The sequence below is a fragment of the Pararhizobium capsulatum DSM 1112 genome, assembly GCF_030814475.1.
GTDB classification, from domain to species: Bacteria; Pseudomonadota; Alphaproteobacteria; order Rhizobiales; family Rhizobiaceae; genus Pararhizobium; species Pararhizobium capsulatum.
Map to the genome: position 1 here is coordinate 18,837 of NZ_JAUSVF010000007.1, position 14,163 is coordinate 32,999.

The following is a 14,163-nucleotide window of genomic DNA, read 5'->3' on the forward strand; positions in this document are numbered from 1 at the left end:
AGGGGAGGCGGCTTCCCGGAGAGGGAAACCAGAATGAAACCTTAGGTACCGCGGTGTGGGATGGGAAGGCTGGTTTCCCCGATTCCGGTACGCTGGCAAAAAGAAACCCGCCAAACTGGCGGGCGAGAAACAGAGGTGCGCGTACGTGATACTTATCGCGCTTGGCAACAGTGTGCTTCATGAACTGTAAAGAGCTGGTAAAGGGAGGCGACGTTCTGCGGACGCCCCCCAGCCCGATGTGGCTGCTGGATGTGAGCGCTGGCGCCTCGGGTTTCGGGCGTCTGCTCGCTGAATTTGCCGCTCTCCCTCGATGGTGAGAGAACGAGCGATTTCGTTCGACGCAATCCAAAGCCATTCCAGACCCGAAAGTGCTTGTTAGTAGCGAACAGGCCGGCCCCGAGTGCAAGGGGCCGGTCTGCCCGCGGTTTGAGCTCGAGAAGGACCTATTGCCCCCGATCTCGTTAGACGACCCAGTCGTTGATCTGGATGCTATCGACCGAGAAGCCGTTGTAGGAGAAGCCGCTCGTGTCGACCAGCGACAGCGTGTGGGTGCTGTCGGTGTTGTCAGCGTAGCCAGCGATGTTCACTTCGTAGTGATACATTTCGCCGGCGTTCGTCAGATCAGAAGCGTCGATCTGTGCCACCAACAACAGGCGCTCGAAGGGGTCCGGCTATCGGGCCGCAACTATCGGCAAGGTGCCTCGAACCGGCGACCATAGCGATCGCGGTAAATGCAATAGCCTCGGTGTTCCTGGGAGTGGCCAACAAGTGCGCCGACAACACCACCAGCCACGGCGCCAATAGCCGCGCCTTCCCAGCTATTGCTGACAGCGCCGCCAATGATTGCGCCGGAGCCTGCACCGATTGCGGTGCCTCGTTCTGTTTGCGTGCATGACGAGAGAATCCCAATCATTCCAACCGCAATGATAAGCTTTTTCATACTTCCAACCCTTTGACCTTTGCATGATCTCAACCCGGCACAGCATCTGCGCAATGGGTGACATTGTCGATAGTGCCACAGGATCGATGCGAGTTGGTTCAGGGTTTGGGCGTCGAGTCATGTGCATCGTCGGTTTCTTGTCCAATCCCGTGAGACAGGACGCGATAGGCGCGGGGTTCTGCGTGCGCGCCAATCCCGCCTATGCCCTAAAAACCCAAAATTCGACGAAGGAACGTTCGTTCTGGGGAGGATGGTTGAAGCGCCGCCAATGCAGCTTTCAACGACGACAGCCTTTTGGCGATCTGGTGGTGTTCCAAGCTGGTCGCGAAATTGTGGAGCAGCCGATCAATGTCAGCACTTTCCAACTGCGACTGCACCATAGCAAACCGCCTGCTGATCTCTGGCTCTGAAAGTTTGTTCATCTCGGCTTCGAGATCGAAAAAACGGGAGAAGAAACTTGGGTGCTTGAAGTCTATGTTCTGAGACAGAAGAATATCTGCTGCCAGGAACGTAATTTTTTGGTCAAGGCGATAGATACTCGTACATGCCTTTGCCTCTTTGAAAATCTCTCCAATATCGAGATATTGAAGCACAGGCTCCGCAATGCTTCCATACGCTAGAATCATTTCTTGCGTGCCCGTGTCGTTTTTGTCACGGCCGGAGGCGACCTGCCTGGCGACTACGATGTTCACCCTCCTTCGCCCTTCGAAACCTTATCGATCGCCAATTGCTGTTCTATAAGGTCTCTGGCGGCGAGGAATACTCCGCTCGCATCGTCAGCCTGGCCCTCTTCAAGCATCAGTAACGCATCCTCATAGATTTCACGTTCAGCCTGCTTACTGACGGCGCCTATTCGTCGAAGATGGGCCATTAGAGCGGCAACGGTCGCCGAGGTCGAAAGTGCAACGGCTCCGGCGGAAAGCACGGCAGGGTCATGCTGCATCGTCAGGGCTCCTTGATGCGATTATACTTTGCGTCCAACACCATCTTGAGCGTGCGGATCGTGTCGGCTGCATCGAGCAAGGCGTCTTTCGCCTGATCGGGCGGTAGTCCCCTTGCTCTGGCCGACGCAGTCTGAAGGTAGATGACGACGTCACGGCTTAGGCGGTTCTGCTCGACGCCGATTTGCTGGCGCATGTCTCGTATCGTATCGATCGACCGATCCAGCAATCGGCTTATTTGCGTCGCGCCCAGCGTCTCGACCTCGTTCGCGGCTCTTAAAAGCTCAGCAATGATGTCGGTGATTTGGATCATGCCAATCTGACGCTCCCTCTAACTCAAACGATTGAAGGCCGTGCGCCTCAACCTCCAGGCGGCCTGATGTTATTCGATCTGGTCGTTTGCCTCGTACCACTCGTTGGACTCAGCCTTCAAATGTTCCAGGACAATCCGGGTAACAATTGCAGCTATGTGTTCAAGTTCACTGGAGATTTGCGTTGGGGCAAGCGGTTGCATGCCCAATGCCTTGTCGTTCTCCGACAGCGGAGCGAGGTCGTATTTAAGGCTGAGCGCGATCGCGTTGATTTGGGCCAGATCGCGTAACACCGCTGCGAGAGCGTTGCCTTGGAAGGGGCGATTGGCGTTGGCTGCCTCAATCATCGCCGTCCTCGCGATCATCCCGAATTCCGAACGGGTCAAGCCCTCGCAGGACAAGAACGCGATTGACGGTCGCGACCGAAAGGCAAGCCCATAAATCGTCCAGGGCTTCTGCGGCTTCGGAAAGCCGGGTGTCGGCATCGATGTCCTCTGCGAGAAGATTGACGATCTCATCGAACCTTTGCGCCAGCCTCTCGACATCGCGATAAAGTTGAGACGCGGTTTGAAGGGGAAGGTCGGGCTTCGATAGCAGGATCGTCGCCTCTTCGGCTTTGATCCTGACAATCTCGTGTTGTTCCGTCAGTTTGGCATGCCAGTCAGTCGCAATCATCTATCGCCCCACGCCCTATACGCGCAACGTGCCAGAATGCCCGCGAGTGTCAAGCAAGCCTGTTCCCGATCCGGTAGTTCCTCCCTGTGAGAACCACTTCACCGAGCGCCCGGTTGTTCTCAGACATCAGGCGTCCTATTGTTCAACGTAGTGGCGAATAGCCGCGGTCGGCGAGTGCGTGTCCAGGACGAAACTGACCGAATGCTCGCCAATAGGCTGCTTGCGGCAGCAATCGGCAAACAAAAAGGCCGGGTAGAACCCAGCCTTTCCTGTCGATCCGCAGCCAGTACATCCGGGGTCTGCAAGTCTTCTGGAGATGATCATAGCGCAGCAGTTTCGCCCTACGACAAGATAGTCGTTATGTGGGTCCGGATGACGGCCCCTGAATGGCTGTATGGATTAGCGAACCTCTTTGTCTTCCGATGCCCGTTCTTTGTTGATTGGTCCAGGGGATTGTGGATTGCCGAATTGTCCTCGATCTTGGTGAAACCGTTCCCGTTCGGCGATCATGTCGCGTACCTGAGTGATCTGGAAAGGATAGCCATCACCACCGGTTCTGCGGTTCTTTTCCTCGAGAACCCGCAAGGCACTGCGAAGCGTCCTGAGTTCGTCATCGATATCCGCCAAAATTCCGCTCCTTAGCGGACAATACCGCCGCTCTAGTGTTACAGAGATGGCTGTTCTTCCGCCACACAAGACGGCACTCGGTTCGACTGCGTTATCGGTTCCCGCGCTTTGGCAACTGTAGCAGTCGAGGCCAGGCAGTGTCCGCAGTGTTTGTGTTCATTGGCAACAGGTGCCTTGGGGCGAAGTAGGTGTCTGCCAGCTGGTCGGTAACGGCTGCAACATTCGAGCACGTGGTCACCAATTTCGATTTCCGGAAAGGCAACCGACCAGGAGCCTGCGCCAGCTTTGTTAAGCCCTCTCTCCAAATCGGCGGGTTGTTTGCCCGTATGGGCCAGCAGAGCGTCATGTCTGTTTCCTGTGTAGTCTGGTACCCAAGCGACTTTGGAAAAGGCAATTGCAAGTGGCAAGTACCGCCCAATCACAATCGAGTGACTGAGCTCTAACGGAACAGGGAAATCATCAACGGTCGAGGTGACACGCCCAACCGCCACGACATTCTGACGGGTTCGAAACCAGATGGCACTGCAGCGGCGGAAACCTGCGGCAACTGGACGCTGGGCGGCGCAGATGGCGCAGCGATTGTCGGCCACAGCGATCGCACCGGGTTGAACGATTCAGCCGAGGCCAAGTCTTGGAATGCTTCACACCCGACGCGGGGCGGCTGCACAGTTGAGGCGTTCAAGGGGACTGGCGGCGAAGGGCTATTCTATTGCTTTGCCGCGAACTAGTCCGCGCAACGTAGCCCCTGTGACGGCGCCCGACTAAGATCCGGTACTCTCGCTATTTTAGGCTGTTGTGAAAATTTCAGTCTTACGATCCTTCGCCTTATCGACAACGCGGGCCTGCTCTTGTGCCGATGTTGCTCAAGCGGATTGAGCCGGGAAACGTGTGCGCAATCGGAAACCGGAGATAGCATGGCCGTTGCAACGACTGCATCGCGCCGATCAAGGCCTCCAAGATGTCGCCGGTTGGCATTCAGTGTTGGTGATGATCAGTTCTGCCGGGGTGCACCACGGGGCCTACCCTTTACCGCTGAGAGGTCATGGTGGTGGTTGCAGTAAACCAGTCCCAGCTTCACCGGCTTGGCGCAGAACAGAAATCCGCCGATCGTCTCGTGCTGTTCTGCGACCGGAAAACGGCACTCACGGCCGATCGGTCCAAGTTCGTAAAGCTGCTTCGGCGCATTGGTATCGGACATAGTTTCTCCTGGAAGGAAGGACAGTCGGAAGGTGGAGAGTAATGCGGCTGCAAGAAAATGGCCGGATAATAAGCCCAGCTTCTCTTTCGATCGGCAGCCAGTACATCCGTGGTCTGCAAAACCATTTGCTGAAAATCATGGGGGGTTCGCCATTCTGCAAGCGAGGCACCAAATCCCGCCAAAACGGTTTTCGACGAGCAGGCGATCGGGACCATCTTCATCATTTTCCCTCGTCGTGGTCGCCGTTCGGCATTTCAATTGGCGCGAGTCCTTGCATTTCGCGTAAACGATTGACGGTCGCTGCGGAAAGCCGCGCCCAGAAGTCGCCCAGCCCCTCCGCTGCTTGGACAAGCGGGTCGTCAGCGTCTAGGTCTTCTCCGAGGCGAGCCGCGATGGTGTCGAATTTCTGAGCCAGCTTCTCGACGTCGTCATAAAGGAGCGAAGCGGTCATGATGGCGAGGCCAGGCTTTGAAAGTAGCATCGCAACCTCTTCAGCTTTGCTCCTAAGCATCTCATGCTGCTCGTTCAGTGTTGCATACCAATCCGTCGCCATTATTGCCGTCCCACGTCTTGTGAGAGAAGGGTGACACTATACACGCGGGAGTCAAGACACGCATCAGCGACATCGGCCGGAAGCACGACAGGAAGCGGTGGCAACGGGTGCCTACGGGCCGAAGTATGTGTCTGCCAACCTGTTCCCGTTCATAGAGCCATCGAACTCCGTTTTTTGGTGAGGTAGTGCAACCTAACCGATGGTGCACGCAGTATGTGAATTCAATTTTTGCTGGCATATTTTCAGTTGTGCAATATTCTTTCTGCTTCATCTATAGTTGTGGTGGCCTTATGCGTGCGACGCTGAACTGGATAGCCGAAAACAATCGTAGATGGGTGGGAATGCTTGGCCGGCATCCGGTCGCAACGATCATTCAGTTGCAGGAGCCAGAAGGCCAGTGGCTGTGGTGGGAGGACCTCACGAAGCTCGGTGATTTCCAGCGCTCACCTAGTTTCACCGATGCGCAAAAAGCGGCCGAAAGAAACGCCCGCACATGGCTTGAGGGCGCTGGCCTACCGACTGGGTCAGGCTAGATTGCCCCGGCATTTGATGGATTGGACGATTTTCGTCTTACGCATCGTGACATTCCAACGATTTGGAGACGAAGTAGGGGTCCTTCAGAAATTGAGCCGTACGCCAACGACATTTGCATTGGAGGTGCCGTGCATGTCGCCGAGCGTCCCCCAAGCTCCGCACCGGTGGTGAAGCAGGGTAATTCGAGTGCTCCATCGCTGATCCGTCCAGATGGCGGATGTGCGGATTGTGGAACTGTTCGATGGCGACTGGGGATAGCGGCGTAAAAAGCCCGCTCAGTATCGGCGACTGAGCGGGCGTGCTTTATGAAATGTTGTCTTCCAAACGTCGTTACTCGGAATGTACGCACTCGTTATGGCTTGAGGTTACCTCCGCACCGCGAGGTTACCTGTCACCCAAGGAACTGACAGCGGGAGTTTTCGTCGTTTATACGATGCCCCGGCTCGATGGCGCGTTGTCCAAGTCTGTTCCTCGCCCGTTCACACACCAACGATCGCATGTTCGTGCATAGTTCATGGAATCTACCGAATTTGGTGCATGCTAACCCGCGAAATACACCCTAAGCAATGATCCATTGCTAGAACATCGAGGGGTTGTTTTGAGCGAGCCGAGAATTGTGATCAAAAAATCTCAGGGCGTATGGGTTGCGTTGATTTTTCATAGTGAGGCAATAAGAGCATCGCGGATTTGCGACGCAGCGGGAGGCTGAAGAGTACGGCCAGAGCCGGGCAAAAGCGCAGACCGAGCGGGGAGGTTGAGGCGGCGAATTCGGCTCGCCGCGGCGGCTAGTCGCCTTGCACCACAGTCCCTATTGGCGTTTTGGCATGATCCGCCAGGACCAGCGCCAGTGACCCTGCAAACGGCGCTTGGCTAGGCTCTGATACGCGGCGGCGGGAAAGGTCCGGTTCGCTCCACCGTTGGCGGCACAGCCTGCGCGGGCAGTCCAGCGTCAAGGCAGGCGGCAACGAACGCCTCGCGCGCGATAGCGACAGGAGCCTGTTTCAGAAGAGCGGCGGCGCCCCACGTTTTTCACCGGCATCGTAACGTTCGCCATGAAGTCGCGGCAAACTAACCCCCGTTTTCGGTTCGAACGAGTTCATATTGCTTGGATAGGTAGGCATCTGCCGCCGCTTCGCTCTTAAAGAAGTACTCTTGTTCCACTTGGTCGCCAACGTTCAATGTCTTCACCAGCCATCCGTCGCCAAGCTTTTCCTTCGATATCGATGCCAACGGCCTATCAGGAAACGCCATTTCACCCACTCCCAAGGTTGACCCGTGCCAGTCCTCAAAATCGCACGACGTGAAAGGTTCGCGCAGGCGGTCGCCAAAGGCAAGACCGCTGATGCAGGGCAATGCGACCTGGAAGGAAGGACGGCCTGTGAAACCAAGCGGGGCTTGATGTCCATGGCAATCGCGCCGGGCAAAGGGGGCGTTGACGGTTTGTTATGCAATTGCATGTGACAACAGATCAGGCGCGAGGTTCTGCGGTGGCGCCTGCCGATGTGGCTGCCGGATGGGAGCGCTGCCGGCGCGGTTTTTAGGTCTCTGGTCGCCGAAATTGCCGCTCTCCTCGATCAGGAAAGAAACGAACGATAAGCCAACATTATCAGTCGTAATGGTTACATGACGAGTGGTGCGGTTAGAGCGGCCTTGTGACGCGTAAAGCGCTCCCAATAGATTTACATTTGAGACTGTTTTCGCCAAACCGATAGCCTTCGCGCCTTCTGAGAAAATCGACGTGTGCACGGTCTTTGGGGAGGGGAGGCCCAGTTCAGCCTGCTAAGATCAGCCTGACCAAGATACGCGAGCTGCAGGCCTCGTTTCCACACAGGGGAAGGGGGCCGTTCACCGTTCGCTCCGACCAATGAAGCCTTCGAGGCACTTCCGAAAGGCACCGTCGAGACGCCGCTCGATTCTTAAAACAAGGACAAGCTCGCAAAAATTCTGACTTGCCATGTTGTCGCCGCGGACGCAATGGCCAGCACCGTTGCCAAAATGATCAAGGATGATGGCGGCGAGCATGACGTTAAAACCGTCGGGGGCTGCGTTTTGAAGGCCAAGGAAAACATGGGCAAGATCACGCTCACAGACGAGGCAGATGGAACGGCAACAGTCCTCATCTTAACCGCCGATGACGTATACGATAATCGTACCCCAGGTCGTAAGGAAGATGTTCGCAATCGGGTAGGCTGGCGCATAGCCTAGCACTGCGACGGGGCTCCCCGAGCGCTCTTGGATGGCGGCCATCGCTGCCGTCACTGTTTGTCCTCCCGCCAAAGCCCCAAGGAGAAGGATCGGGTTCATCCGCAGTATGTAGCGACCGAAGAACAACCCGATTACCTGCGGCAGCAGGGTTACCGCCATGCCACCGAACAAAAGCCCGATCCCCGCCTCCTTCAAGGCTGAGAAGAAGATCGGCCCCGCGTGAATGCCGGTGAGCCCTACAAACGCCGCCAGCCCCAATGACGTCATAAGGTCGATAGAGCCTTGGGGAACTCGGCCGAACAGCGGATAAATACTGCGGAGATACCCCACCACAAGCCCGGCAAGCAGCGTGCCAACGCTGGTGCTGAGCGCAATTTTGGCGCTTCCAACCGGAAAAGTCACGAGAACGCCAACGATGCCCCCTAAGAAGATCGCAAGGCCCAGCACAACAAAATCGATACTGGAGTGGGGATCCACATTCGCACCGATGTTCGCCACGGCTCGCTCTACGACGGGCTCAGGGCCGACGATGCGAAGTGTGTCTCCGCGCTGAAGTTCGACTCCAGCCGCGATCGGGATCTCCTGACTCCCGCGACGCACCCATCGTAGGTAGAGGCCTCGTGCCCAGTCCTGCTCCGAAGCATCACCCAAGCTCATACCTGCCAGCTTCTTGTTGGTGAGGACCACATCGGCTGTCATGATTGGCACATCGAGGAGCTCCTTATCTTCCACCTCGTCCGCAATGGGTCCGACATGCTCGACGATGAATTCGCGCCGCCCTGAGAGGGCGACCACGTCGCCCACTTGGAGCGTCGCGCCGGGCTCTGCTTCGATGATGGTTTCTCCCCTACGCAACCGGTGGATGAACAGTCGCTGAGCAGGTACACGCTCTTCTGCGGCGGCAACCGTTAATCCAGCCAGAGGTGAATTCTTCGCCAATCGATAGGCGCGCAACTCGAATTTCCGCCAGGCAGATGCCAAGCCTGGTTTCGAGCGAACTACCCCTAATGCCTCCTCGAGTTTGAGGGCTTCCGTCCTCAGATTGATCCTCAGAAGCGCCGGGGCTATCGTGGTACAAAAAGCGATCACGCCAGCATAGCCAAAGATGTAGCAAACCGCATCCGCCACGGCGACGTGTGCAACAAAGCGCCCCCGATCCACCTCTGACAACGCCAGTCCATTGATAGCGTCGGTCGCCGTTCCCATGGCCGCACTGTGGGTGAGACCGCCCGACAGGAGACCAGCAGAAAAACCCGGATCCAAGCGCAGTATCTTGGCCACGAGGATCGCAACGGCAAGGCCAGAAATGCATACGACGACCGCCAGCAGCATCGGCTTCAGCCCATCGCGGCGCGTTATCGATTGCATGAACTGCGGACCGACTGAATATCCGATCCCGAAAAGGAACAGCAGAAAGAGGAAAGACTTTGTCATGCTGGAAACGGGCACAGGCGCGAACCAGCCAATCAAAAGCCCTGCGAACAGCGCGCCTGTCACTGGCCCTAGACTGAAAGCCCCGATCTTGAAGCTTCCAATCCAGTACCCGATGGCGATTACCAGAAACAGCGTGATTTCCGGGTAGCGGACCAAAAACTGCTCTAGCCACTCAATCATTTCGATCTTCCCCATGAGTACGGCGATTCTTCGCGAGGTAATGATATGTAAGATGAGATGCGCTGGCAGATCAGCATCAAACCGAGCCGGCGCCCGCAGGCACCGGCTCATGCAAGATATTCTGCAGCCAGGGCCGCCAGTCGCTCACCTGTCGGTCAGCGACTGTTCCCTGGCGGCCGGGGCCGGTTGTGTCAGCTTTTTTTCGCTGCTTCGAACCGGTCCACATATCCTCGCCCGACGGCACGGACGGCGCGGCCAATGTCGTCATAAGCGTCGTCTGGCAGATTGGCGAAGGACACTCGGACGCTCCAGTTAGGTGCGTCGAACCCGCCGCCGTTCAGAAGCACGATGGCGTGATCTTCTGCAAGTCGAGCGACGAGGTCGAGCGGATGCACGTTCGCCTTCAGCCATGTCACCATCTCCTCGCCGACATATTTCCGCAGCCAGAATTCGAAATCGATTGTGCCGTAGTAGGCGGCGAAATTCGCATTCGGCTGCAGATCGAGAGGCAGGCCCTCGAGCAGCGTGTTGACCCGGTTGTGGCAAATCTCCATGCAGGCTTTCTGGTAGACCTTTTCGGTGTCCATCAGCTCGCTGATCGAGAACATCGTCATCATGACCTGCTGCGGCAAGGATAGGCCGGCCGTGTGGTTAAGGGCGACGTCGCGGCTGTCGGCCACGATGCGGTCGATCATCTTGAGCTTGCGCGGCTCCAGCGTGATCGAGATATAGCGCTTGTCGAGCGCCTCCAGTTCCTTGGCCGGAAGCTTGGCCAGCAGATCGTCGAGAATATTGTTCTCGTGGATACCGATGACGCCGAGGCGCCAGCCGGTGCAGCCGAAGTATTTCGAATAGGAATAGACGCCGATGGTGTTGTAGGGCAGTTCGCACATCAGCGAGCGGAAACCGGGAACGAACGTACCATACACATCGTCGGTCAACAGAATGAGGTCAGGGCGCTTGGTCTTGACCAGGTTGACCAGCTTCTTCAGCGTTGCCGCATCGATGGCCATCGAAGTCGGGTTGCCAGGATTGACGACGAAGAAGGCCTTGATCTTCGGGTCTTCGAGCTTGGCGATCTCCTCGTCGGAATACTGGAAGCGGTGCTCCTGCGTCGCCCTGATATGGACCGCCTCGAAGGCATAGTCCTCGAGTTCGGCGATCTCGATATAGGGTGTGAAGATCGGCGTGCCCATTGCGATGGTGTCGCCCTTCTTCAGGATGCGATTGGCCATCAGCGACTTGAAGATATAGCACATCGCTGCCGTGCCGCCCTCGACGGCATAAAGGTCGAACTTTCCGGAAAGGGCCGTATCGGCGCCCATCGCCCACATCAGATAGCGGTGCGCCACCTGCTCGGCATGCACCAGCATGCGATCGGGAACCGGATAGTTATCGCCGATGATCGAATCCGTCAGCTCGAAGACGAAAGCATCGGCATTAAAGCCGAACATCTTGACGCCGTGATCGACCATTCTCGTCAGGAAGTCGGCCCCCGGATCTTCCGCACGCTTGGCAAGCCACGCCTCCAGCCGGGCGGCAATGCCGTTCTTCTGCGGCATTCCAGCCAGTCCCGCCACGGGATTATCCATCGAGCGACGGGATTCGGACAGGGCGAACATCCCGAACAGGAAAAAGGCTTCACGCGGCGCCGTCGCAATCCAGTTCGGATTGCCGCGGCCGGCATTGAGGAGCGCAAGGGTAGATTTTTCCGAGCTGCGCTTGGCGAGCTTCATCAGGCCGTCCTTGATCTCGAACGGGCTCATATGCTCGAATTTCTTATAGTCGATCTCAGTCATTGGTTCAGTTCTCCTGTGAATCCAGCAGTCCGTGGCAAACCAATTCAACCGGCGCCTGATCGCGCCCGTGGCGCATACATCTTGGCCGGCCCTCGCCGCGATAGGCACGTGTCGACAAACGGTATCGCCGCCCATAGGGCCGGTCGCCGCCGACTGCGGCTTCGCAATCCAGCGTCAGCCTGTCTCTTCGCACCACCCTTCGAGGTCGTGTCATCCCGTCCGCTCTGTGCGGCCGGATCCTGGCCCTTGATGAGCGGGCCAGGATGTCGCGTCTGTCTTCGCAGAGGACCTGTTTTCACCGAGCGGCAACGTCACGCCGCAAGGCCCTCTGCACGGGAAAGCGAACATGGTCGAAGGCGGTCTCGCGCGCCGGGCCATCTGCGTATTTGCGAGGCTTGTCGGCTCAGACAGGGTTGTAACAACGTACAACAGATCGACTCAAAGAACAGTATCTGCGAACAGTATCTGTCCGGCGGTCGGAGCCGATGATCGCAGCCGACACCCGCGGAAATCCCTCCCCGAACGAATTCGCGTCTCTGAATATCTTCATGGCCGTATATAAGTATAAATCAATAAACATACTGCACAGCAGCATTTATTATCGATCTATCCTCCTGCTATTACCAATCATTTCGACCTCCCGTCTATCGAAATCGTAATAGTACGTGCAGATTTTTTCGACGCCCTCCCAATCGAGGTATGTTTTACTTCAAAAGAATAAAGTCAACGCCCGACAAGCTCATATTACCAGCTTGCAACGGACGCGCAAGGGTGTATGTTTCCAACGACTTACTCGACTGATGCGTAACATTTCCGACATAATCCGGCGCTCAGTAAAACCATTTTCGTGCATACTTCTAACTGCGTTCGTCACCTTTTATTCACATGCTCAAGGGCCTCCTGCTATGATCGACTGGTTCGTAAACACACTTCGCACCTATCCCGAAATTGCGATCTTCCTGTCCCTCGGACTTGGTTACTATTTCGGGTCGTTCACCTACAAGGGGCTTGGCCTGGGCGCAGTCACGGCAACCCTGATCGCCGCCGTTCTCATCGGCCAGCTGGGCATCACGATTTCCCCGCCCCTGAAGCCGACCTTCTTCCTGATGTTCCTCTTTGCGATCGGTTATGGCGTCGGGCCGCAATTCGTGCGGGGCATCGCCAAGGACGGCATCCCGCAGGCCCTGTTCGCGGTTGTGGTCTGCTTCTTCTGCCTTGGGGCGGCCTATTTGGGAGCGCTCATCGCCGGCTATGACATCGGCTCGGCGGTTGGACTCTATGCGGGCTCGCAGACGATCTCTGCCTCCATGGGCCTTGCCACGGATGCGATCAACAGGCTGGGCCTTCCACCGGAACAGAGCAAGGCGATGCTGGATGCCATGCCGGTCGCCTATGCCGTTACCTATATTTTCGGCACCGTGGGTTCCGCCATCGTCCTGGCGCTTTTCGGTCCGGCGCTCCTCGGTATCGACCTTGAGGCGGAGTGCAAGCGCTACGAGGAAGAGTACGGCGGCAAGAAAGTCCTTGGGGGTGCCGGCACGGCTTGGCACAACTACGAACTACGCGCCTATCGCATCAAGGAAGGTGGCCAGATCATTGGCAAAACGGCCCTCGAGGCTGAAAAACTCGTGCCCAACGAACGTGTGTTCATCGAGCGCGTCCGTCGAGGCGGCCAGATCACGGATGCAACCGTCGACACCGTCTTTGCAGCCGGCGACGTCGTTGCCGTGGCCGGGCGCCGCGAGGTGCTGGTCAGCCTGATCGGCCCGGTTGCCGAGGAAGTGGACGACCGCGAGCTTCTTGCAGTTCCGACCGAGGGCGTCGATGTGTTCGTCACCGACAAGGCGACGGATGGCAAGACACTCGCTGAACTTGCCACGATGCCGTCTGCACGCGGGGTCTTCCTGCGCAAGATCGTTCGGGGCGCGACGGCGACCGAGATCCCGATCCTGCCAAATACGAAAGTGCATCGCGGCGATATCCTGACGATCGTCGGCAGAACGCAGGATACAGCTGCTGCCACGAAGGCATTGGGCCGCCCGGACCAGCAGACTGACGTTGCGGATGTCGCCTTCATCGGCGCGGCCATCACCATCGGCGCGCTCGTCGGCGCCCTGACGTTCAAGATCGGAAGTGTCCCCCTGACACTTTCGACATCCGGCGGCGCGCTGATTTCCGGGCTCTTCTTTGGCTGGCTGCGATCCGTTCGCCCGACCTTCGGCCGCATTCCGTCACCGACCGTCTGGTTCATGAATTCGGTGGGCCTCAACGTATTCATCGCCGTCGTCGGCATCTCGTCCGGACCGGGCTTCGTCGCGGGGCTCCAGCAGCTCGGCATCAGCCTGTTCCTCTGGGGAATCGCGGTGACGACCGTGCCGCTGGTGCTGGCCATGTATGTCGGCAAATATGTCTTCCGCTTCCACCCTGCCATCCTTCTGGGATGCTGCTCCGGTGCACGAACGACCACAGCCTCGCTCGGCATGATCAACGACCGCGCCAAGAGCCAGATACCGGGGCTTGGCTACACTGTGACCTACGCCGTGGGAAATACGCTCCTGACCATTTGGGGCATGGTGCTGGTGCTGTTGTTGGCATAGCGGCATTCTCAATGCCTGTTGCGCGAACATGCGCGGCAGTTTCGTGCGAACACGCCTTGCTTGGACGCGAAGATCAGGAACGCCTCACGCCGATGCTCTTCGGCGTGAGGAGCAGATCAAACCACACAGTCACTTAGATTCGAATTGCCGACGCAGCCCGATCCTGATG

14 protein-coding genes and 2 pseudogenes are annotated in these 14,163 nt (G+C 57.4%); 3 read left to right on the forward strand and 13 right to left on the reverse strand.

The window, feature by feature from the left end; translation table 11 throughout:
* Positions 1 to 461: 461 nt before the first annotated feature.
* The 8 genes from QO002_RS30360 to QO002_RS30395 form a co-directional block, all read right to left on the reverse strand.
* The gene (locus QO002_RS30360; RefSeq protein WP_307237373.1) at positions 462 to 650 is read right to left on the reverse strand and encodes a hypothetical protein; all 189 of its coding nucleotides are present in this window, start codon (positions 648 to 650) and stop codon (positions 462 to 464) included.
* Positions 651 to 685: 35 nt separating this feature from the next.
* Positions 686 to 940, reverse strand: coding sequence for a YMGG-like glycine zipper-containing protein (locus QO002_RS30365; RefSeq protein ID WP_307237203.1), 255 nt, complete (start codon positions 938 to 940; stop codon positions 686 to 688).
* Between the two features lie 206 nt (positions 941 to 1,146).
* On the reverse strand, positions 1,147 to 1,632 hold the full coding sequence (locus tag QO002_RS30370; RefSeq protein WP_307237376.1) for a hypothetical protein: 486 nt from the start codon (positions 1,630 to 1,632) through the stop codon (positions 1,147 to 1,149).
* The gene (locus QO002_RS30375) at positions 1,629 to 1,883 is read right to left on the reverse strand and encodes a hypothetical protein (RefSeq protein WP_307237379.1); all 255 of its coding nucleotides are present in this window, start codon (positions 1,881 to 1,883) and stop codon (positions 1,629 to 1,631) included. The genes QO002_RS30370 and QO002_RS30375 overlap by 4 nt, the downstream gene beginning before the upstream one ends.
* A gap of 2 nt (positions 1,884 to 1,885) precedes the next feature.
* Positions 1,886 to 2,194 carry a hypothetical protein gene (locus tag QO002_RS30380; protein WP_307237382.1) on the reverse strand — a complete coding sequence of 103 codons (309 nt, stop codon included), beginning with the start codon at positions 2,192 to 2,194 and terminating at the stop codon, positions 1,886 to 1,888.
* A 69-nt stretch (positions 2,195 to 2,263) separates the two neighbouring features.
* A complete protein-coding gene (locus tag QO002_RS30385; RefSeq protein ID WP_307237385.1) occupies positions 2,264 to 2,557 on the reverse strand; it encodes a hypothetical protein in 294 nt (97 codons plus the stop codon).
* Positions 2,532 to 2,867 (reverse strand): hypothetical protein, encoded by a 336-nt coding sequence (locus QO002_RS30390; RefSeq protein ID WP_307237387.1) that lies wholly within the window; start codon positions 2,865 to 2,867, stop codon positions 2,532 to 2,534. Before QO002_RS30390 ends, QO002_RS30385 begins: the two co-directional genes overlap by 26 nt.
* A gap of 399 nt (positions 2,868 to 3,266) precedes the next feature.
* Positions 3,267 to 3,494 (reverse strand): hypothetical protein, encoded by a 228-nt coding sequence (locus QO002_RS30395; protein ID WP_307237390.1) that lies wholly within the window; start codon positions 3,492 to 3,494, stop codon positions 3,267 to 3,269.
* A 452-nt stretch (positions 3,495 to 3,946) separates the two neighbouring features.
* Here QO002_RS30395 and QO002_RS30400 point away from each other — a divergent pair.
* A pseudogene (locus QO002_RS30400) lies at positions 3,947 to 4,222 on the forward strand (hypothetical protein); the annotation flags it as partial.
* 263 nt (positions 4,223 to 4,485) lie between these two features.
* Here the strand turns inward: QO002_RS30400 and QO002_RS30405 are convergent.
* The 3 genes from QO002_RS30405 to QO002_RS30415 all read right to left on the reverse strand — a co-directional run bounded on the left by QO002_RS30405 (position 4,486) and on the right by QO002_RS30415 (position 7,030).
* Positions 4,486 to 4,692 carry a hypothetical protein gene (locus tag QO002_RS30405; RefSeq protein WP_307237393.1) on the reverse strand — a complete coding sequence of 69 codons (207 nt, stop codon included), beginning with the start codon at positions 4,690 to 4,692 and terminating at the stop codon, positions 4,486 to 4,488.
* A 220-nt stretch (positions 4,693 to 4,912) separates the two neighbouring features.
* Positions 4,913 to 5,245 (reverse strand): hypothetical protein, encoded by a 333-nt coding sequence (locus QO002_RS30410; protein WP_307237396.1) that lies wholly within the window; start codon positions 5,243 to 5,245, stop codon positions 4,913 to 4,915.
* A 1,602-nt stretch (positions 5,246 to 6,847) separates the two neighbouring features.
* Positions 6,848 to 7,030, reverse strand: a complete 183-nt coding sequence (locus QO002_RS30415; protein ID WP_307237399.1) for a hypothetical protein — start codon at positions 7,028 to 7,030, stop codon at positions 6,848 to 6,850.
* 553 nt (positions 7,031 to 7,583) lie between these two features.
* Between QO002_RS30415 and QO002_RS30420 the strand changes: the two are divergent.
* Positions 7,584 to 7,900, forward strand: a pseudogene (locus tag QO002_RS30420) (fasciclin domain-containing protein); the annotation flags it as partial.
* Here QO002_RS30420 and aspT (QO002_RS30425) read toward each other — a convergent pair.
* Positions 7,901 to 9,613: an aspartate-alanine antiporter gene (gene aspT / locus QO002_RS30425; RefSeq protein ID WP_307237402.1), complete on the reverse strand. Its 1,713-nt coding sequence runs from the start codon at positions 9,611 to 9,613 to the stop codon at positions 7,901 to 7,903.
* Positions 9,614 to 9,789: 176 nt separating this feature from the next.
* Positions 9,790 to 11,397, reverse strand: coding sequence for a bifunctional aspartate transaminase/aspartate 4-decarboxylase (locus QO002_RS30430; RefSeq protein ID WP_307233816.1), 1,608 nt, complete (start codon positions 11,395 to 11,397; stop codon positions 9,790 to 9,792).
* Positions 11,398 to 12,302: 905 nt separating this feature from the next.
* Here QO002_RS30430 and aspT (QO002_RS30435) point away from each other — a divergent pair.
* Positions 12,303 to 13,994 (forward strand): aspartate-alanine antiporter, encoded by a 1,692-nt coding sequence (gene aspT, locus QO002_RS30435; RefSeq protein WP_307237405.1) that lies wholly within the window; start codon positions 12,303 to 12,305, stop codon positions 13,992 to 13,994.
* Positions 13,995 to 14,163 lie beyond the last annotated feature (169 nt).